Source organism: Bacteroides muris (ex Fokt et al. 2023), from assembly GCF_024704895.1.
Lineage (GTDB): Bacteria > Bacteroidota > Bacteroidia > Bacteroidales > Bacteroidaceae > Bacteroides > Bacteroides muris.
Genome location: NZ_JAMZEE010000008.1, coordinates 13,876 through 34,556 on the forward strand (window position 1 = coordinate 13,876; position 20,681 = coordinate 34,556).

Genomic DNA, 20,681 nt, shown 5'->3' on the forward strand with positions numbered 1-20,681 from the left:
ATCAGCTTCTTTTAGTTGTAGCTTCATTGCGGTGTAAAAATTAGAGGTGGGCATATAAGACGGAACTCATACTTACTGTTAGCTAGAAAGATTATAGCTAATATTGCAGATTGGCACGACCATTCAAACCTTATTAGTAGTTCCCAAAAATCACACATACCATAAACTACAAGCCGTACCATGCCTTTTTAAAAAGACAGTTTTCACTTCATTTCGGAACTGGATTGCATAGGACTATCAGAATGTGACAAAACTTTCTATTTCTGTAAATGGTTCAGAAATTTCAAACTTTGTCACATTCCAATAGATTAGAAACTTAGACAGTCATAAGTATTTAGTAGTTCTTCCTGCCTTAAACCTAAATATCTTTTAGTAATGGTTACACTGGAATGATTAAACAGTTCCATAAGTTTAACTAAGGCTAGTTCTGAATTATCACTATTCATATTATAAACTTGTCTGCCAAAAGTCTTTCTAAGTGAATGACAGCTAAAGTTCTTAATCTTTAATTTGTACTTCTTTTTCACCTCTTTTAGTATCACATTGATTCTTTGGATAGTGAAAACAGTTCCTTTTTGGCTCACTAAAATAGGTGAGTTAATCCCTATTGGCTTTATCTGTTCATAACATTCTTTAATGTGCTGCCCAAGTTGGGCATTTATCCTAATAGTTCTCACCTTATTTGTCTTTTTCTCTATTACTGTAAATTCACTGGTATTTAATATCTGTTTCCATCTCAAAGCTAGAATATCAGATATTCTTAAACCTGTGAAACACCCTAAAGCTATAAGAAGTGAAATTTTGTAATTCCCATCTTTAGCCAATTTTCTTATTAAATTCATTGCATCAGACCAAACTAAATAATCTGCTGTAGTGCTTGAATATTTTAAACTCATAATGTTCTGTTTTATATGTAAATAAATAAAAGTGAATGTTTCACCATTACCAATATACTAGCCAATTAGCTAACATGTTGATTTATAGCAAAACATTCACTTTGTATATTAGTGAGTATTTATGATTGTATATAAATAAAGATGGATAAAATCAATATTAGCAAAAAGGGATTTATAATACCAATTATTATTAGTAACAGTACTACTAGTATGCCCCATAGTACTAGTTTTTCATTATCATTCATTTTGTAGTATTTTTAAGTTATTAAAAAAGAAAGGACACCTAATAAATAGATGCCCTATTAGTTAGTTTAGCCCAAGAACCAAGAATATTTATTATCCAGTCCTTGTAATACATTGTTTAATCCAACACTTACCTCTGTAGCATTTACCCCACGTTGTAAATAGCTGTCTATGTAGCTATTTTTGTTTGATTGTGTGAGTAAATTATGAAAATCAAAAAGAGATATAGCATTATCTTTCACTCCAAACACTTCATTTGTGTAATAATCACGACACACACTATTTATTTGGCTGTCAGTGATTAAAAGTCTTGGTATTGCCTTCTGTCTTGCTGGTGAAAGTGCTTGATACATTCTCATTCTGCCTACCACTTGTGCAAACTGTGTTTCAGATAGATAAGTATCTGATAGTGTTTGCATCAAATGTATTTCTTTGGCTGCATTGAAGTTGTTAAACAATTCCAGTACATTTCTGTAAAGCTCATTGATATTGGTTACTTCTATGTTGAACCTCACACCCTCACCAGTAAGAATCTGATTAGAACAAATTTTCATTCTCCAACCAATAAAGATAGAGAACTTTTCTAAGCCTTTGGAAGAACGATACAGATTCAAGTCACTGTAATTTCTTACCCCACCTATGCACAATTCAAGTTTTTGCCCTCTTATTGTTTCAAAAATAGTTGGAACAGTAAAAGCAAATGCAAGCCTTTGATAGAATTGTGTCTTTTCACATTCTAACAGTTCACTTGCTTTCTTGCCTAGTGCGGACGGTATTCTACCACGTACTATATGTGAAACTCTTATTTCTGGAAAGCTCACCTTTTCACCTGCATAGAATGTACTTGCAGCTTCATGCACACAAGAAATAAAGTCTTGGTGTGCAATGGTTAATTCTTGGTTTGCCCAAGTAGGCACAACACATTTGTTTGTAAGTTCTTCCAGTGTGATAGAATCTGTATTTGCTTCCAAGAAAGTAATGTTTGGCTTTGCAGTTTCTTCAATAATGGTTGCTTCTTCTGCAAACTCACCTAAATTTAAAGTTCTTTTCTCTGTTGGCATGATAACTAAATTTCTCATATTGATAAAAGTTTAAATGATTAATAATTCTTTTTATATCAATGTACAGAGGGGGGACTAATCGGGTTGTAGACCGTCGCTACAGCCACTCTTATATATTTTAGGTCACTGGCTGAATGGGGAGGGGGACTTCTGTATTAAGTACCTTATATATCTGTTCTCTTGATTTTTAGCTAAACTGCATATAGGTGATTCTTTAATCAGGTAGTCTTTTTAATATCATTGGCTGTATGTGGAATATTATAAAGTATAGGCTATATAACTCTAATAAAAAACGAAAGTTGGATTCCGCCATATTGCAGGTTTCCTCCAACTTTCTTTCTCTGCCGTTACTTGCGCCATATCAAAGCGTTGTCTTTCACGTTCACATTGGCAAACGATTTCAGTTCCGCAATGAGTTGCTGGACTTCTTCTTGGGTAGGCTCTGGCAGCTTGACCCTCCCTTTGCTCTCCTTTCCGATATTCACCAACTTGGGGCTGCATCTTCTGATAAAAGACACCATTTCTTCATGGTCAAACTGCATCAAAGGTTCTGCCGTTATCATTGTGGGGCGTCCAAGCCTTGCTATCTCTTCCATAGCTTCCACCCGTTCCTCAATTCTTGGAGCTTTGTTCATTATCTCCGGATAGAAACGGTTGGTTTCAATGGTCGTGCAGAATATTACACGTTCCATAATCGGATGGTCGATGAACTCCAAAAACCTCTTGGGGTTCTTGGACTGTAATAGATAAGCGTTGGGGGCTTCCGCATTATGATTCTGATAACAATAATCCAAAATTCGTACTATCCATTCAGACGGAACATCTTCCGCAAACGCATCTGTAGAACTACCAATGAAAATACGGTTTCCATTTCCCAAGTCTGTTTTAAACTCATTCTCTGCCAATAAGAGGTGCTGATACTGTGGTATTGTTTTCATGTAACAATAGCTGCAATCGTGCAGGCATTTGCCTTTGATGGGATTCCAAGTATAATCAATAAACTTATACATATCCCCATTTTTGATATTTAAGCTCATAATTATATAGATTTAAATGTTTATATGTGTTATCTACTTAATTATTTATGTAGTTCATATCCTTTATATTTCTTCCCATTAATACGTTTTGATACAAGGATAGAATTAACATAATATCTCGTTATATCTGTAGCTTTTGCCGTTTTCTTCAACCCCAGCTTATTATAAATATCCTGTAAGATAAATTTTAGTTTTGAACATTCTATAAACGTATTGATATTAAGTTTATCCAGTTCATGTATTACTTTACTGTCATTGTTCTTGTTCTTTATCTCATTCTTCAAATTGCTTTCTTTATAACTTAATGACTTGATTCGTTTGCTTCCAAGCATATCATAATAATGCTTTATGTTAATATCTTTTTGTTCTATATAGAAAATAGCAAAACTATATTTATTCTATTTTGCTTCACAATATGATTTCATCAAGTCCTCAAAACTTTCATTACCTGTTATTATATCCAACTGTTTGGTTACTGCACTAAATTTCTGATTCCCTAAAGTCTGCAAATTTCTTGTTTCATTAATTGATTTCTTTACAGCAATACCGTCTTGATAATTATTCCTTTGCGTATCATAAACAAATATATCATTGAGGTATGCCATTTTATTAAATGCGAACTTTGTTCCAGTATAATAGGTATAGCTGTCTTCAAATTTCATTATGGATATATTTCGTCTGTTATCTCTGATAAGTTTTTCCTTTAACTCTTTAGGAGCATTGTTATAACTCTCTATCTCCTATAATGTAACAGTAGTTTTAGTATCTATCATATTATTAAATTCAATATCATCAAGTTCTTCCCTGTTTGTATTATAAATAAAGTATATATAATATCTAAACGGGTTGTCCGCATTTCTTAGTCTTCCTGCTATTTGAACCAGTTCTGTACTTATATCCACAGTGGTATTTATCTTGTTACAGTCACTTATGACGAATGTAAGTGCATTACCAGAATACATATCCACTCCAAAATAGGCAGTGGAAGTGCATAACGTGATAAGTTTGGGCTTTTCATCTTTTAGCGGTATTCTGCCTATATCAAAACCATTTCCCAAGCTCTTTTTAATTTTAGTCCTGTTGTCTTCATTTTCAGCACATATAATATTGACATCATTACTTTGTAGTTTTGTTGTCTTGACTAATGAAATGATGTTGTTTACTGAATTAAGGTATATGACGGCTTCCCTGCTTGTTTCACCTGTTTCCAATGCCGGAAAATTACCTTTCTGATACATTTCTATTATTTCAATTCCCTTGTTTATAGGCTTATTCACCTTTCTTCTGAACACATTGACCTTATATGTATCAGTGAACTTGCATTCATAATAAGGCATATCTTTTAGTATATCCATCTGACTTATATATTTATTCAGTAATGGTGTGGCAGACATAAAAGTAATATTCTTAATCCCTGTAAGCCCATGCAGAAAATTCATCTCCGTAACAGACTTCAAACTGCTGTCTGTTAATACGCATTGAAATTCATCCACTACTATATGCCAGTTATCTATATCTGTTATAATATCCAATACCTTATACAAGCTATCATAGGTAACTAATATTTTGGGTATATCAATATTATTAATGTAGTTGACTATTTCGGACTTATTAATTCCGCCAATAACCAACATAGTGTTAGGATATTGCCCATGTTTGTTTTTAAGTAATGTTATTCTGGGACTGCATATAATCGTCTTTCTGTTATCCTCCAAGGCTATAGTAGTACCACCACATCCTGTAAGTACCTTGTTAAATATGCCATTGGGCAAACTAAACTTGTCTTTAATCAGTATTCCGTTTAATTTATATTCTGTCACTTCATTGAGGTAGGTAATCCCCTCTCCAAATTCTATTATATTCTTCATTGATATTCATTTTTAGCTTTCTATAGAAATATCACCTTTATGATACATTTATAGAAAAATGTTCCACTTTTGTTATCTTGGACTATGATTTATCATCTTTATTACTTCATACCATCTATTTCTTTATATGCTAGCTTTTTATATACCTGTCATATAATTTATTCTAAGGAAAGCTCGGTGAAAAAAAGTTCCACCTAAAAATAAAAAATATGCTATCATTTATAGATAGCACTCATTTAATATTGCCAATCTTGAAATATAGTGTAATACGCTACTTGTTCATCTGCTTCTTTTTCTTTAGAAAGCCTTTCATTTTAGCCCATATACCGATAGTCACCTTGTTGCCGGTAATGCCCTCACTAAAAGCCATCTGTTTTAACTCTTCAAAGGTGTAATACTTCATAATTGAATTGTTTTAAGTTAGTTTCATTATATACTGTAAAATCTATGGTGTTTGAGTTACTTTATGTAATTCTGGTTATACCCCTGCTCGTGGTAATTCCAATCTTTTTATCTCTGTACGATTATACTCACCTCTGGGCGGTGTACCTAATCAAAGGGGCACTTTCTATAGCCAGCTTACCTATATCGCCATATTGCCGTTATTTTCTTCTGTCAGTAAGCTAACAGATAAGGATGGTGACTTTAAGAACTTCTTTTGACAATAGTTTATATTTATGGCTATTGACGAATAGGCAATATTCGGAACAGATAGTTAAATGGTTGTATATTAGCGACTAGTAGATATACCGAAGTAGGTACTATATAACTTACCTAGTAGATAAAAAAGGCAGTCAATTATCCTGCTGCCCTTGTGAACCAGTGGAATACTGATTCAAACAATATAATGCAAAAAGCCTGTCGGAAATTTTCCAACAGGCTTTTATGAATATACGGTTTACCGTTTTATGAGTGATAGAGTAAATTGAAATCTATCCTATCCCCTGTGAGAGAACAATATATTTGTGGGTTAAGTGCCCTCCCACCAGTTAGATGTTCTAGTTCATCCACGAACTGCCCACTTTCACATATCTTGTCACATATCTGCTGTACCAGACCTATAGTCAAAGGGAATAGCTTACAGCTAGTCAGATAGACATTATTTATTACCCCTTTGTCAGTTCGCAATCTCTTGGCTTCTTCTTTCAAATTCCGTACCAACAAACTTTTAATACTTTCAAATAAGCCTTCAATACCTATTAAAGTTTCCATATCCTTTTTGTTGGGCTACCCAGTGAAGAACTCTCTTCAACTTTCGTCCCTATCTCCTGTAAGACGGTGCAAAGGTAAACAATATTTTGAATCGGACAATATTTAATATTCTGATTATCAAATAATTACAAGTGTGTTAAAAGAGAACGATTTTCAACACACCAATCTTAAACACTTAAAAATGGGTCTGTTCCGTATTAGCCATAAATGACACCAATGGTAGTATATTTATAATTTTCATATCTTCTAATAAGGTTTTTCAAGAAGTTCCTCTTTTCATTAGTGGCAAGGTCGCATTCTTGATAGAATCTTTCATCATCTGATAGTCCCAATATCTTTATCATTCTGGAAATAAGCAACATTTTGTCTATAGACTTGGGGTAAGGTGGCATTGCTGTGTAAGGAGTTAAAAAAAACTTCATCATTTTAGTGAACAAAGCATACATGGGAGTTTTGTCTATGGTAACTTTTTCATTTAGCATTTTCTTTAAGTCAAGTTGCCCTCTGTTGAGTCCGTTGTTCTCCATAAGTTTTTTATATACGACTAAGGCTACTCCGATTTCCTTAATTGTAGGTTTGTCTGCTATGACATATTTTTGTTTCCCCTCTAGTTTGAAGATTAATTCGGCATTTTTTTCATTGGGCATTTCATTTATTCTACCTACCAATTCTTGAATCCGTTCATTAGATGTTTCAGCAGGCATGGCATCAACGCATTTATCCAGTACCACATCTTTTATAAAAAGTGCTAGATACCAGAATTTGCTAATATCTATATGATATGAGTTTAATACGTCCAAGATTTCTTCTGATTTCAGATATTCATTCTTGAAACGGACATCTAAAGGTCTATATCTATTTTTTGATTGTGAGTATTGTTCAAAGGTTGTATTACACATACCCATCTCTTTGGCTCTCTTATATTTTTCTTCAATAGTCAGATTTCTTTCAAAATATCTATTGGAGAATATAGCAGGTGCGGAAGATTCTACGGGTATCATTCCCTTATCTGTTTCTTCATAACTAGGCAGGAAGTGGTTGGCTACTTCCCACACATACTCTAATAGTGGCTCATTTAGGCATTTGCAGCTTTCAGTCCAATTTACTTTCAAATCTGGAAGTTCCTCTATCTGATATAGTTTTTCTTCTGGCATGGTACATTCATTATTAGTTATATTGCAAAATAACAGAAAAGTCTGCAAATTATGGACTTTCTTTATATTTTCCATTCTTCCAGATTGAAACTTTCCTGCAACTGTTTAAATGTGTATTCTTTCTCTTTTATACGTTCCAAGACAAAAGAAGTCATTCTAGGTTGCTCTGGTAAAGTTGGAACTATTACAGTACGTTTTACCTTGTTGAATCTGAAAGTAATAGGAAGTGCCCATAAAAAAGGCTTGTTTCTGTTATGATACACAATGATAGTTTCCAAGTCATTCTTATAAGTAATGACTATGAATCCGCTATTTAAAGAAACGGAATAATAGACTACTTTACTAAGTAACTCTCTGAACATTTCTCCCTTGCCCTCCAGAGAAAGGCTGTCAAGTTCTTTTCTGGACTGGCTCTTTATTTCATCCGCTATTCTTCTGTTATTGGATGCAATTTCTTCATCAATGGCTTTCTTTTCCGCTTCTATACTCTTTATCTGGCTGTCTATTGAATCCGCCTTGCCATTCAATGCCTTGACTATTGCGATATTGGTGGAAGCCATAACATTGTCTATGACTGTTTTCAAATCAGACTGTAGTTTGGCTATTTCAGAATCCTTTTTTTTTATGCTTTGTGTCAGTTTTATATTTTCAGCTTCTATTTCTGCTATTTTCTCATTGCTCTTGGCTTGGTAAGTTTCATCCAGAGTTCTAAGTCTGGCATCTTTCCACACCGCATATATTAAAGTTTCAGCCTTTATGCCAACATTGGTACATGAGCTTTTTATTCCCATCTTTATTCTGTCAAGACATCTATAGGTGATGCAGGATGAGGTTCTGCCATACATTGAGGTTTGTCCACAAGGACACTTGATAATACCTTTCAACGGGTTATAATGTTTTTGTGCCTCACCGCTATAATTCTTGTTCTCCTGCACTTTCTTATGTGCCAGATTCCAGATTTCATCTGATACGAATTTTACGGGAAGTTTCAGTTTCATGCCTTTCCAATATCTGACACCGTTATAAATGGAATCATTTATAATTGTTCTGATAGACTGTTCATAGAACGGTTTGTTTCTTGCTGTCCTATATCCAAGCATATTCAGTTTTTCTGCCGTTTTTCCTAGAGAAAGACCGTTTGCCACATAGTTAAATATATCTCTGACTAACTGCATACGTTCCTCATCTTCCACCAATAGCATTTTTGGGGTTGCTCCCTTTATATAATTCGGATTGGGCACTGCCTTAAAGCCAGTTGGTATATTACTGTCTGTAAGCATTAACGGAAACGCTTGTACTTTACTGTCTTTACCTGTAGTCATACGGCTTACTATTTTCTTTCTTTCATCCGCTGCTCCATAGGCTTTGATTGCCAGCATTAAAAAATCAGAAAGAATGATAGTTTTTCCTGCTTCATATACTTTGTCTGGTTCGTCCAGTATTACTAAATCCACGTTTCTAATGATTGTGTGAATCTGTGTCAAAGTTTCAAATATATCATCTTGACGTGACAGTCTAGACAACTCACTAACTACTACCATGTCAGCAACGCTATTGGTAATGTTTAGAATACTGTTCAATCCGTTTCTGTTGCTGACTGTTCCAGATATGGCATAGTCTTCTTCTATTCTTAACAGAGAGTACCCCTTATTCTCACAATATTTTCTAATCAACACTCTTTGTCTTTCTAGGTCTTGATTATCAGTAGAAACACGAATGTAACCTATAACTCTTTTCATTGTTTATCTTATCTTTGATGCAAAGATAAAGAGTATTTTCAATAGCAGGGTATAACTTTGAAAACTTAACATTCTGCCGCATCCTGCTGCCACCGGAACTGCGTTTCGGCTACACCGACAGCATCGACTTCAAGAGCAAGCAGGAGGCAGAGCGCAGCCTCGGCCGCTTTTTCCTGATTAACATCGACGAATTCGACCAGATAAGCGCCAACCAGCAAGGTTTCCTAAAGCATCTCCTGCAAAAACCGGTTGCCAACCTGCGAAAGCCCTATGGCACCGCCATCCAGGAAATGCGCCGCTACGCCTCCTTTATCGGGACCAGCAACCTGAAAGACCTGCTGACCGACCCGTCGGGAAGCCGCCGCTTCATCTGCATCGAAGTGACCGGCCCCATCCGGACAAACGTCAGCATCAATTATCGCCAGCTCTACGCCCAAGCCATGCACGACATCCTGCAGGGCGAACGCTACTGGCTGGATGATACCGACGAAGCAATTGTAAAGGAATACAACCGGGAATTCGAGCGGGTGGATCCATTGGAGCAGCTTTTCCTCTGCCATTTCCGTGGCGCGGAGGAGAGCGAAGAAGGCGAATGGCTCACAGCCATGCAGATTTTCAACGACCTGCAACAGAAAACGAGGGATAAGTTGGCCATCAACCGGATAGCGGCTTTCGGGCGCACGCTCCGCAAGCTGGACATCCTCAACAAGAAATCGAACCGGGGAACACTTTATCATCTGGTAAGAATAGAAGAATAAAACGGCACCCCTGCCGGTTACACCAAAGTGAGGGCAAATTTTGCCCTCACTCTTTCTATTTGCCCTCACTCACCGCTCAAACACCGATGAATAAAGGGACAGAAGGGAAAAGTGAGGGCAGTGAGGGCTACATCAAGAAAATCGTATTAGTTTTGTCACTACCCTGACTGTTAAGGCGGCAACACGCTTTCTTCGCAAAAAGACAGTTCCATACAGAGTTTGGCAGGGAGCAGATGCAGTTCAGCCACTATTTAAATAAGGTGAGCCGTCGTTTATTTGCAAATTATGATTGATAATACTAAAAATACTCAAATAAGTGTTTTTGATATTAAAATAAAACGTATCTTTGTTGCAGACAACATCTTCCTTAACAATACTATTATGAAGAAACTGCTGCTTTTAGCCTTTGTGCTATGTAGTTCTTTACTGTGCCGGGCACAAGAAGAACGAGTTATTTTAGGTGATGAACAGACTTCCGAGTATTTTCCAATCCTAAAAGATAAACGGATTGCAATATTCTCCAATCATACAGGAATGATAGGAGACAAGCATCTGCTGGACATCCTGCTGGAAAACAAGTTCAACGTAGTAGCCATTTTCTCCCCTGAACACGGTTTCAGAGGAGATGCCGACGCAGGCGAACACGTGTCCAGCTCGGTAGACAAGAAGACCGGAGTACCTATCCTCTCGCTGTACGACGGAAAATCCGGAAAGCCAAGCGAAGCATCCATGCGCAAGTTCGATATCCTTGTGGTAGACATCCAGGATGTAGGCCTGAGATTCTATACTTATTATGCCTCCATGTGCCGGCTGATGGACGCTTGTGCAGAATACAACCGAAAGGTGTTGATACTGGACCGCCCCAATCCGAACGGACACTACGTGGACGGCCCGATACTGGACATGAAATATAAATCCGGCGTAGGTTGGCTGCCGATTCCCGTGGTGCACGGCATGACGCTGGGCGAACTGGGCCTGATGGTAAACGGCGAACGCTGGTTGCCGGCGTCACGCACTTGCGACCTGACCGTCATTCCCTGCAAGAACTATACGCACCAGACCCTATACAAGCTGCCGATTCCCCCATCCCCCAATCTGCCGAACATGAAGTCCATCTATCTGTACCCCTCGACCTGCTACTTCGAGGCCACTCCGGTCAGCCTGGGAAGAGGAACCGACCTCCCCTTCCAGGTCTACGGGCATCCCAACATGACGGGCTACAGCTACAGCTTCACCCCGCGCAGTGTTCCCGGAGCCAAGAATCCGCCCCAGCTGGGCAAGCTTTGCCATGGCGTGAACCTGAGCAACATGAGCGACGAGGAAATCTGGAAACGTGGTATTGACTTGAGTTACGTGATAGACGCTTACCGCAACCTGAACATGGACGACCACTTCTTCCGTTCCTTCTTCGAGCTGTTGATAGGCACCGACTACGTGCGCAAAATGATTAAGGAAGGAAAGAGCGCCGGCGAAATCAAGGCAAGATGGAAAGACGACGTGGAGAAATTCAAGGTACAGCGCAAGCCCTACCTGCTCTACGAAGAATAAAGGGATGTACGATTTGGCGATTTACGATTTACGATTGAGAAATGAGCGTGAATCGGAGAAGAACGTCAGAGCGTACATTAGGATAATCAAAGTCGTACAATATCATCAAGAGAAGTAATTTCAATCGTAAATCATTAAATCGTAAATACCCTTATGACTCCACTTTCTGTAATCATCACCATAGCCGCCTACTTCGCGATACTGTTCACGGTATCCTATATTGCAGGAAGGAAGGCAGACAATGCCGGCTTCTTTGTGGGTAACCGCAAGTCATCCTGGTATGTCGTGGCCTTCGCCATGGTCGGTTCCGCCATTTCAGGTGTGACCTATGTATCCGTACCCGGCATGGTTGCCGCCAGCAGCTTCGGCTATCTGCAAATGGTGTTGGGCTTCATTGCCGGACAGCTCATCATAGCCTATCTGCTGGTACCGCTGTTCTACAAAATGAACCTGGTATCCATCTATGAATACTTGGAGAACCGTTTCGGCATGTCTTCCTACCGCACGGGTGCCTGGTTCTTCTTCATCTCCAAAATGCTCGGTGCCGCTGTCCGTCTGTTCCTCGTATGCCTGACGTTGCAACTGCTGGTATTCGAACCTTTCGGACTGCCTTTCCTGCTGAACGTGGCCATCACGGTGGCACTGGTCTGGTTGTACACTTTCCAAGGTGGCGTGAAGTCCCTTATCTGGACAGACTCTCTGAAGACATTCTGCTTGGTAGTGTCGGTCGTACTCTGCATCTGGTATATCGCTTCCGACCTCAATCTGTCATTTACCGGTATGGTAAGCACCATTGCCGACAGTGACATGTCCCGCATCTTCTTCTTCGACGATGTGAACAGCAAGCAGTACTTCTTCAAGCAGTTCCTCGCCGGTGCCTTCACCATGATTGCCATGACCGGGCTGGATCAAGACATGATGCAGCGCAACCTGAGCTGCAAGAACTTCAAGGACTCACAGAAGAACATGATTACCAGTGTCATTTCGCAGTTCTTCGTCATCCTGCTCTTCCTGATGCTGGGCGTGCTACTCTACATCTTTGCCGCCAACCAGCAGATTGCGGTGGAGAAGAGTGACGAACTGTTCCCGCTGATTGCCACCGGCAACTATTTCCCCGCCATCGTGGGCATACTGTTCATCATCGGCCTGATTTCTTCTGCCTATTCAGCCGCAGGCTCGGCACTCACCGCGCTGACCACTTCCTTCACCGTAGACATTCTGGGAACGAAAGGCAAGTCGGAAGAGACGGTTGTGAAGATGCGCAAGAAAGTGCACATCGGCATGGCGGTTGTCATGGGAATCACCATTTTCGTATTCAATCTTCTGAACAACACCAGTGTCATCGACGCTGTATATATTCTGGCAAGCTATACCTACGGTCCTATCCTGGGTCTGTTTGCTTTCGGCATTTTCATGAAACAACAAGTGCGTGACAAGTACATCCCGCTGGTTGCCATCGCCTCCCCGGTTCTCTGCTTCATTCTGCAGAAGAATTCCGAAGCCTGGTTCGGAGGTTATCAATTCAGCTACGAATTGCTGATTTTCAATGCACTGTTCACTTTCATCGGTCTCTGTCTATTGATTAAGAAAGATAAAAAGAACAATTAACTTAATACATCATCTATGACTGTAAGACGTCAGTTTTTACTTAGTCTGCTTGCCGCCTCCCTCTTCCCCCACGCGGGAGGCGCGCAAGGACTTCCGACAAATGTCTGCCAAGCAATCGAGAGATTCTTGGATGCCACTGCACGGAAAGAAATCTCAGTAGGTCGTATCAGCATCGACTCAGTAGTCGTGGAAGGAAATACGCTGCAACTGTTTGCCAACATGAACTGTGCCTATATTCCTTTCCGTGAGGACAATGTGGCCGAAATCTACCAAGGCGTAAGCGCCCTGCTGCCGGCGGAGTTTGCCAAATACAAGCTGCAAATCCGTACCAACAAGCGCAGCATCGAAGAACTGGTTCCCCAAGTCCTGCGTAGTAAAAAAGACAAAAAGACGAAGACATTCAATCCCGTCGCTTCCAAGCCTCTGGTTACCGACGTTTCCGCCCCCTACACCCCCACCAACGGCTTGCAGAACCGGCACATCGCCCTATGGCAAAGCCACGGCTGGTACTACGAACAAAAACTCGACCGCTGGGAATGGCAGCGTGCACGTATCTTCCAGACAGTGGAAGACCTCTACACCCAGAGCTACGTATTGCCCTTCCTCGTACCGATGCTGGAAAATGCCGGTGCCAATGTGCTGCTTCCCCGCGAACGCGATTGCCAGACGGCAGAAGTCATCGTAGACAATGACGGTTGCCTGACCGGCCGTTCCGTCTATACGGAAAATTCCGGAGACAAGCTTTGGAGCCAGGGAGAAGGACAAGGCTTCGCCCACCTGCGCCCCCAGTACATCGACTTTGAGAATCCTTTCAAGGAAGGCACCTACCGCACCATAGAAACCATCAAGAAAGGAAACGCAAGCACTGCCGAATGGATTCCCGAAATTCCTTCGACCGGGCAATATGCCGTATATATCTCTTACCAAACCTTGCCAAACAGTGCTGACGATGCCCTTTATACCGTCTATCACAAAGGCGGCGCCACGCAGTTCAGGGTGAACCAGCAAATGGGAGGCGGCACCTGGATTTACCTTGGCACCTTCGGTTTCAATGCCGGCCGGAACAGCGCATGCAAAGTAGTGCTAAGCAACCTCTCCTCCCGAACAGGCAGAGTCATCACTGCCGACGCCGTGAAGATAGGCGGCGGCATGGGAAACATAGCTCGCTGCATCTCCGAAGAAGGTGCCACCGAAAACCTGAAAAGCTCCGATACCCGCAACCTCACAAGCGAACACAGCGCAGCCAATTCTCAATTCTCAATTCTCAATTCTCAATTCAAAGAGGAAGTCAGCGGTTATCCCCGCTTCTGCGAAGCCGCCCGCTACTGGCTGCAATGGGCAGGAATACCGGACAGTGTATATTCAGAAAGCAACGGCAGGAATGACTACACCGACGACTATAAATGCCGCGGCATCTGGGTGAACTACCTTTCCGGAGGTTCTGCCGTGAACCCTACGGAAAAAGGGCTGAACATCCCCGTCAACATGGCCTTTGCCTTCCACTCCGATGCAGGAACCACACTGAACGATTCCATCATCGGGACACTCGGCATCTACTATACCAACGCCTACAATGAGAAGTTTGCCAACGGATCATCCCGCTATCTGAGCCACGACCTGACAGATTTGATTCAGTCCAACATCGTGCGCGACGTGCGTACCCTCTACGAACCCCAATGGACACGCCGGGGCAAATGGAACCAATCCTACTACGAAGCCCGTGTGCCCCGCGTACCGACCATGTTGCTCGAACTGCTTTCCCATCAGAACTTTGCAGACATGCGCTACGGACTGGACCCGCGTTTCCGTTTCACCGTAAGCCGCGCCATCTACAAAGGCATGCTTCAGTTCCTCTGCTCGCAATACCACATGGATTATGTAGTGCAACCGCTACCGGTAGACCACATGGCCCTGCGCATGACCGGTGAAAATGAAGTGGAACTGACCTGGCAACCCGTGGCGGATGCGTTGGAACCGACTGCCGTAGCAGAGAAATACATTGTCTACACCCGCATCGGCGACGGAGATTTCGACAACGGAGTATTGGTGGACGGCAACAGTTACCGCACCACCCTCCCCGCCGGCATGGTGTGCAGCTACAAGGTAACTGCTGTCAACAAGGGCGGCGAGAGTTTTCCTTCCGAAATTCTTTCCGCCGGACGGGCGTTCAATTCCAAAGGTACCGTATTGGTGATAAACGGATTCGACCGTATCAGTGCCCCTGCCGACTTTACGGTCCCCGCCCCCGCCGACACCCTCCTTGCCGGATTTCTGGATGAGCAAGACCACGGGGTCCCCTATATCCGGGACATCAGCTACATTGGCAAGATGAAGGAATATCGCCGTTCCATTCCCTGGATGGACGACGATGCCTCCGGTTTCGGCGACAGCTATGGGAACTACGAAACTCAAGTGATTGCAGGAAATACGTTCGATTATCCTGCCATACATGGCGCCGCTATCCTAAAAGCGGGATATTCGTTTGTATCGGTTAGTAATGAAAGTCTTTCCCCCGTAGGAAAGGGAGAGAGGAATACTCCGGTGAATATGAGGGAGTATAGGTATGTGGACTTGATACTTGGGAAGCAGTGCCAAACCAAGATAGGACGGGGAGGCGTAAAACCGTTGGAGTTCAAGACTTTCAGCAAACCGATGCAGGAGGCTATTGCGGCTTATTGTAAGCAAGGTGGAAATATCTTTGTTTCGGGCGCTTTTGTAGGAACGGATTTATGGGACAACCGCCTTGCAACCGCCGACGAAGCCGACAAGAAATTTGCGATGGAAGTACTGAAATATAAGTGGCGTGTGGGACAAGCGGCTACAATGGGTAAGGTGAAAAGCGTAGCTTCTCCGTTCCCCGCCCTTTCAGGAAACTATACCTATCACAATGAGCTGAATGCCGATTCGTATGTGGTGGAATCACCGGACGCCATTGAACCGGCAACCAAAGATGCACATACCGTAATGCGGTATTCTGAAAACAACCTGAGTGCCGGTGTGGCCTACCAAGGCGACTACAAGACTTTTGTATTGGGATTCCCTTTTGAATCCATACGTACTGACTCTGAAAGAGAGGCACTCATGAATGCTGTGCTGGCATTCTTCAACGACAACAAATAATATCAACCAATCATCATCTATGAACAGAAGACTGTTAATAATCGTCCTGATGGCTTGCCTGCTCCCCCTGGGGATGCAGGCACAGCAAGGGACATTCCGTTTTGCCCAACTGACGGACATTCATCTGACCCCGAACAATCCGAACCCCACTGAGGACCTGCTGCGTTCCGTGGCACAGATTAATGCCACCGACAGTATCGACTTTGTCCTGGTGACGGGCGACCTGACCGAAGAAGGCGACCGTACTACCATGGAAAAAGTGAAATCGTGCCTTGACTTGCTGAAAGTACCCTACCACGTAGTCCTAGGCAACCATGAAACGAAATGGAGCGACTCCGGCTGTACCGCTTTCGGAGAAATCTTTGGCGGCGAACGCTTCGAGTTCGAGCATAAGGGATTCCTTTTCCTCGGCTTCAACTCCGGCCCGCTGATGCGTATGGCCTACGGGCATGTAGTGCCGCAAGACATCCGTTGGATGACGGAAGAAATGGATAAAAACGGCAAAGACAAACCGGTGATACTTGTCACCCACTACCCACTGATGGAGGGGGATGTGGACAACTGGTATGAGGTGACGGATGCCGTCCGCCCCTACAACGTGCGTCTGTTTATCGGCGGGCATTATCACAGCAACCGGGATTTACGCTATGACGGCATTCCGGGCGTACTGATGCGCAGCAACCTGCGCGACAAAGAAGGAAAACCGGGATACGGCATCTATGAAGTAACCGGGGATTCCATCCGGGTATACACGCAACGTATCGGCGAGTCCAAAAGGCAGTGGACAGCATTCTCGCTGACCAAGCAATATTACGACCGCAACGGAAAGGCAGAGAAATATCCCGACTTCTCGGTCAACAAAGAATATCCGCAAGTAAAGGAGCAATGGATGGTGCAGACGGGCGCAGGCATTTACTGCTCTCCCGCCGTAGAAAAAGATAAAGTGTTCGTAGGGGACGATATGGGACGGCTGACGGCCTACACCCTGAAAAACGGCAAAAAGCTATGGAGCTTTGAATCCGGCAAACGCATTGTCGGTACTCCGGCCGTAAGCGAAGGTGTCGTTGTATTCGGCTCTGCCGACCGCCACATCTACGGATTGAACGCCAAAGACGGCAACCTGCTCTGGACGGTAAGAGCTGCCGAACCGGTACTCGGAGCCGTGACCATCGCAGACGGTACCGCCTACATCGGTGCCAGTGATGCCACTTTCCGCGCCATAGACATCCATACAGGAAAAGTAATCTGGACCTACACCGACGTGAAGGGTTACATCGAAACCAAGCCGTTGGTGACGGAAGACAAGGTCATCTTCGGCGCATGGGACAATACACTGTATGCCTTGAACAAGACTGACGGACGTGAGTTGTGGAAATGGACGGGCGGACTGACCCGCATGCACTTCTCTCCTGCCGCCGTATGGCCGGTGGCCGCCAACGGCAAAGTATTCATTACCGACCCGCAACGCGCCATGACCGCCATAGACATCCATACGGGCAATACCGTGTGGCGCACCTTTCAGTCCATGGTGCGCGAGACCATCGGACTTTCCGAAGACGGTGAACGTATCTACAGCAAGACGATGAACGACAGCATTGTTTGCTATGCAGCCCGAGGAGATGCTCCGCGGGAGTTGTGGGCAACCAATGTAGGTTTCGGTTATGAGCATGCCCCCTCCATGCAAGTGGAAAAAGAGGGGGTAATGTTTGGCAGTACCAAAGAAGGACTTATCTTCGCACTGGAAGGAAAAACAGGCAAAGTACTGTGGAAACATAAAATAGGGAATTCACTCATCAGTACCGTAGTTCCGTTGAACGGTCACGAAGTTCTGTTCACGGCAACCAGCGGGGAAACGGGACTTCTGAGAATTAAAAATTGAGAATTAAAAATTAAAAGATATATCATGAATAAAATCAGTTGCTTTCTTCCCTACGCAGGAAAAGAACAAGTAGAAAAAACAGTAAACAGCCTACAGGCGACAGGACTTATAGAAGAAATCCGGTTAATCACGACCGATACCACTCTGGAATCGCTCCCGGGCTGCGAAATATTGTTTGTAGACATGCCCTACAGCAGTGCAACCCTCAAAGCTATTGCTAATGCAGCCAAGGGAGAATACACATTGCTTTATACCAAAGAAACCACGCTCGAAATGGGTATGTTTGCACTGGAACGTATGATACACATCCTTGAAGATTCAAGCGCCGGTATGGTATATGCCGACCACTACCAAATAGCAGACGGCAAGCAAAGCAATGCTCCGGTAATCGACTACCAATTCGGTTCCTTGAGGGATGACTTCAACTTTGGCTCCCTGCTCCTTTTCAACACCGAAAAACTAAAGGAAGCCGCTGGGCACATGAAGTCTGACTACAACTTCGCCGGACTTTACGACCTGCGCTTGAAATTGAGCCAACATTCAGACTTGGTACATATCAACGAATACTTATACAGCGAGGTGGAAAACGATACCCGCAAGAGCGGCGAAAAGATTTTCGACTATGTAGACCCCAAAAACCGTGACCGCCAGATTGAGATGGAGCAGGCATGCACCGAACATCTGAAAGAAATCGGGGGGTATCTGGCACCGGAATTCAAGAAGATTGAGTTCTCTGCCGGTAACTTCGAATATGAGGCCTCCGTCATCATTCCGGTACGCAACCGCATCCGTACCATCCGTGACGCCATCAAATCTGTATTGATGCAGAAGGCAGACTTTAAATATAATCTTATCATCATCGACAACCATTCCACAGACGGCACAACGGAAGCCATCGACGATTTCAAGGACGACGAACGCGTCATCCATATCATCCCCGAACGCAGCGACCTCGGCATCGGCGGTTGCTGGAATATGGGTGTACACCACCCAAAGTGCGGCAAGTTTGCCGTGCAGCTGGACAGCGACGACGTATACAAAGACGAAAACACACTTGCCATCATAGTCCGCGCCTTCTACGAACAGAATTGCGCCATGGTGGTAGGCACCTATATGATGACGGACTTCAACATGAACATGATTGCTCCGGGCATCATCGACCACAAGGAATGGACTCCGGCAAACGGACGCAACAACGCCCTCCGCATCAACGGTCTGGGTGCCCCGCGCGCCTTCTACACTCCGGTGCTGCGCGAAGTGAAAGTACCCAATACCAGCTATGGCGAAGACTATGCGCTGGGACTGAACTTCTCTCGCCAGTACCAGATAGGACGCGTGTACGACGTGGTCTACCTCTGCCGCCGCTGGGACGACAATTCCGATGCGTCGCTGGATATTGTAAAGATGAACGGACACAACCTTTACAAAGACCGTATCCGTACTTGGGAACTCCAGGCACGCATAGAAATGAACAAAAAGAATGAAACAAAGCATTAAATGTCAACAGCTTGCACTCGCGCTTTTCAGGCATTGGTGTTTGACGTGACAGACACCAGTGTTTGACAGAACGCTTATAATCACTAATTTAAAAAATCAAATGAATCAAACGATACACAATCTTCTGACTGAACAACTGGCATCCTGGGAGACGGCACGCAACAACTATGCCGCCCTCTCCGGAGTGCGGGTGAAAGAGCTGAATGTAAACGGCATACCTTATAAGGTACAGTTCAACCCCGCACGCATCGTTTCCTCCGGTGCCAAGGTGGATGCCAAGTCCATCCGGGCACGGAAATGCTTTCTGTGCCCGGCAAACCTGCCACCGGTACAGAAAGGCATCTCGTTTGGTGGACACTACCATATCCTGGTGAATCCGTTCCCCATCTTCCCCCGTCACCTGACGGTACCGGAACTGGCACATACCCCACAACGCATAGCTACCCGCTTCACCGACATGCTGGAGCTGGCCGAGGCGCTGACGGATTACACCATCTTCTACAACGGTCCCAAATGTGGCGCTTCCGCCCCCGACCATGCCCATTTCCAAGCAGGAAACAAAGGCTTCATGCCCATTGAAAAGGACTGGCGCGGACAGACCGCCGGGAAAATAGCCGATTATAGGAAGGCAGTACTGTGGTATCTTGACGATGCCCCCAGAGCCACGCTTGTGATTGAGTCCGCCTCCAAGGAGGATGCGGCAGACCTGTTCGACATCGTTTACCGCTCTCTGGACACGAAACCCGAAGAAGACGAGCCGATGATGAATGTACTGGCCATGTACGAGGCCGACCGTTGGGTGGTCTTTATCTTCCCGCGCGAGAAGCACCGTCCCACCTGCTACACCGCCGAAGGAGAAGCCAATCTGCTGAGCAGTCCGGCATCCGTCGACTTGGGAGGTGTCTTTATCACCCCCGTAGAAAAGGATTTCTTGAAAATCACTGCGGAAGATGTGGCACAGATATTAAGTGAGGTATGCCTCTCTGCCACAGACTTCCACAAGATACGGCAGCGTATCAGGGAAAAAATGTGACTTCTGAAATCCAAGAACTCTAATTTTA

General features: G+C 43.5%; 14 protein-coding genes and 1 pseudogene. 7 read left to right on the top strand and 8 right to left on the bottom strand.

What is annotated here, in order from left to right:
• Positions 1-308: 308 nt before the first annotated feature.
• The 8 genes from M1B78_RS04805 to M1B78_RS04840 all read right to left on the bottom strand — a co-directional run bounded on the left by M1B78_RS04805 (position 309) and on the right by M1B78_RS04840 (position 9,210).
• Positions 309-896: a tyrosine-type recombinase/integrase gene (locus M1B78_RS04805; RefSeq protein WP_011964752.1), complete on the bottom strand. Its 588-nt coding sequence runs from the start codon at positions 894-896 to the stop codon at positions 309-311.
• 311 nt (positions 897-1,207) lie between these two features.
• Positions 1,208-2,218, bottom strand: a complete 1,011-nt coding sequence (locus M1B78_RS04810) for a DUF3871 family protein (protein ID WP_257940043.1) — start codon at positions 2,216-2,218, stop codon at positions 1,208-1,210.
• A gap of 329 nt (positions 2,219-2,547) precedes the next feature.
• A complete protein-coding gene (locus M1B78_RS04815) occupies positions 2,548-3,237 on the bottom strand; it encodes a radical SAM protein (protein ID WP_257940044.1) in 690 nt (229 codons plus the stop codon).
• A 398-nt stretch (positions 3,238-3,635) separates the two neighbouring features.
• On the bottom strand, positions 3,636-3,899 hold the full coding sequence (locus tag M1B78_RS04820; protein WP_257940045.1) for a hypothetical protein: 264 nt from the start codon (positions 3,897-3,899) through the stop codon (positions 3,636-3,638).
• A gap of 78 nt (positions 3,900-3,977) precedes the next feature.
• Entirely contained in the window at positions 3,978-5,105 is a 1,128-nt protein-coding gene (locus tag M1B78_RS04825; RefSeq protein WP_257940046.1) for a hypothetical protein, read from the bottom strand.
• A gap of 271 nt (positions 5,106-5,376) precedes the next feature.
• Positions 5,377-5,508 (bottom strand): hypothetical protein, encoded by a 132-nt coding sequence (locus M1B78_RS04830; protein ID WP_257940047.1) that lies wholly within the window; start codon positions 5,506-5,508, stop codon positions 5,377-5,379.
• Between the two features lie 1,006 nt (positions 5,509-6,514).
• Positions 6,515-7,471, bottom strand: a complete 957-nt coding sequence (locus tag M1B78_RS04835) for a hypothetical protein (RefSeq protein ID WP_257940048.1) — start codon at positions 7,469-7,471, stop codon at positions 6,515-6,517.
• A gap of 62 nt (positions 7,472-7,533) precedes the next feature.
• Entirely contained in the window at positions 7,534-9,210 is a 1,677-nt protein-coding gene (locus M1B78_RS04840; RefSeq protein ID WP_257940049.1) for a recombinase family protein, read from the bottom strand.
• A gap of 62 nt (positions 9,211-9,272) precedes the next feature.
• Here M1B78_RS04840 and M1B78_RS04845 point away from each other — a divergent pair.
• From M1B78_RS04845 to M1B78_RS04875, 7 genes and pseudogenes are all read left to right on the top strand, one after another.
• Positions 9,273-9,968, top strand: a pseudogene (locus M1B78_RS04845) (VapE domain-containing protein); the annotation flags it as partial.
• Between the two features lie 381 nt (positions 9,969-10,349).
• Positions 10,350-11,516, top strand: a complete 1,167-nt coding sequence (locus M1B78_RS04850) for an exo-beta-N-acetylmuramidase NamZ family protein (RefSeq protein WP_257940050.1) — start codon at positions 10,350-10,352, stop codon at positions 11,514-11,516.
• 153 nt (positions 11,517-11,669) lie between these two features.
• The gene (locus M1B78_RS04855) at positions 11,670-13,124 is read left to right on the top strand and encodes a sodium:solute symporter (RefSeq protein ID WP_009037758.1); all 1,455 of its coding nucleotides are present in this window, start codon (positions 11,670-11,672) and stop codon (positions 13,122-13,124) included.
• A gap of 15 nt (positions 13,125-13,139) precedes the next feature.
• A complete protein-coding gene (locus tag M1B78_RS04860; RefSeq protein ID WP_257940051.1) occupies positions 13,140-16,244 on the top strand; it encodes a xanthan lyase in 3,105 nt (1,034 codons plus the stop codon).
• A 19-nt stretch (positions 16,245-16,263) separates the two neighbouring features.
• The gene (locus tag M1B78_RS04865) at positions 16,264-18,123 is read left to right on the top strand and encodes a PQQ-binding-like beta-propeller repeat protein (RefSeq protein WP_257940052.1); all 1,860 of its coding nucleotides are present in this window, start codon (positions 16,264-16,266) and stop codon (positions 18,121-18,123) included.
• A gap of 24 nt (positions 18,124-18,147) precedes the next feature.
• Entirely contained in the window at positions 18,148-19,620 is a 1,473-nt protein-coding gene (locus tag M1B78_RS04870) for a glycosyltransferase family 2 protein (protein ID WP_257940053.1), read from the top strand.
• A 100-nt stretch (positions 19,621-19,720) separates the two neighbouring features.
• The gene (locus tag M1B78_RS04875) at positions 19,721-20,653 is read left to right on the top strand and encodes a DUF4922 domain-containing protein (RefSeq protein WP_257940054.1); all 933 of its coding nucleotides are present in this window, start codon (positions 19,721-19,723) and stop codon (positions 20,651-20,653) included.
• The last annotated feature ends 28 nt before the right edge of the window (positions 20,654-20,681 follow it).

What these genes read in the sequence shown, in the direction of transcription:
- M1B78_RS04805 (WP_011964752.1), bottom strand. Translation starts at nt 896, where the DNA reads ATGAGTTTAAAATATTCAAGCACTACAGCAGATTATTTAGTTTGGTCT.
- M1B78_RS04810 (WP_257940043.1), bottom strand. Translation starts at nt 2,218, where the DNA reads ATGAGAAATTTAGTTATCATGCCAACAGAGAAAAGAACTTTAAATTTA.
- M1B78_RS04815 (WP_257940044.1), bottom strand. Translation starts at nt 3,237, where the DNA reads ATGAGCTTAAATATCAAAAATGGGGATATGTATAAGTTTATTGATTAT.
- M1B78_RS04820 (WP_257940045.1), bottom strand. Translation starts at nt 3,899, where the DNA reads ATGAAATTTGAAGACAGCTATACCTATTATACTGGAACAAAGTTCGCA.
- M1B78_RS04825 (WP_257940046.1), bottom strand. Translation starts at nt 5,105, where the DNA reads ATGAAGAATATAATAGAATTTGGAGAGGGGATTACCTACCTCAATGAA.
- M1B78_RS04830 (WP_257940047.1), bottom strand. Translation starts at nt 5,508, where the DNA reads ATGAAGTATTACACCTTTGAAGAGTTAAAACAGATGGCTTTTAGTGAG.
- M1B78_RS04835 (WP_257940048.1), bottom strand. Translation starts at nt 7,471, where the DNA reads ATGCCAGAAGAAAAACTATATCAGATAGAGGAACTTCCAGATTTGAAA.
- M1B78_RS04840 (WP_257940049.1), bottom strand. Translation starts at nt 9,210, where the DNA reads ATGAAAAGAGTTATAGGTTACATTCGTGTTTCTACTGATAATCAAGAC.
- M1B78_RS04850 (WP_257940050.1), top strand. Translation starts at nt 10,350, where the DNA reads ATGAAGAAACTGCTGCTTTTAGCCTTTGTGCTATGTAGTTCTTTACTG.
- M1B78_RS04855 (WP_009037758.1), top strand. Translation starts at nt 11,670, where the DNA reads ATGACTCCACTTTCTGTAATCATCACCATAGCCGCCTACTTCGCGATA.
- M1B78_RS04860 (WP_257940051.1), top strand. Translation starts at nt 13,140, where the DNA reads ATGACTGTAAGACGTCAGTTTTTACTTAGTCTGCTTGCCGCCTCCCTC.
- M1B78_RS04865 (WP_257940052.1), top strand. Translation starts at nt 16,264, where the DNA reads ATGAACAGAAGACTGTTAATAATCGTCCTGATGGCTTGCCTGCTCCCC.
- M1B78_RS04870 (WP_257940053.1), top strand. Translation starts at nt 18,148, where the DNA reads ATGAATAAAATCAGTTGCTTTCTTCCCTACGCAGGAAAAGAACAAGTA.
- M1B78_RS04875 (WP_257940054.1), top strand. Translation starts at nt 19,721, where the DNA reads ATGAATCAAACGATACACAATCTTCTGACTGAACAACTGGCATCCTGG.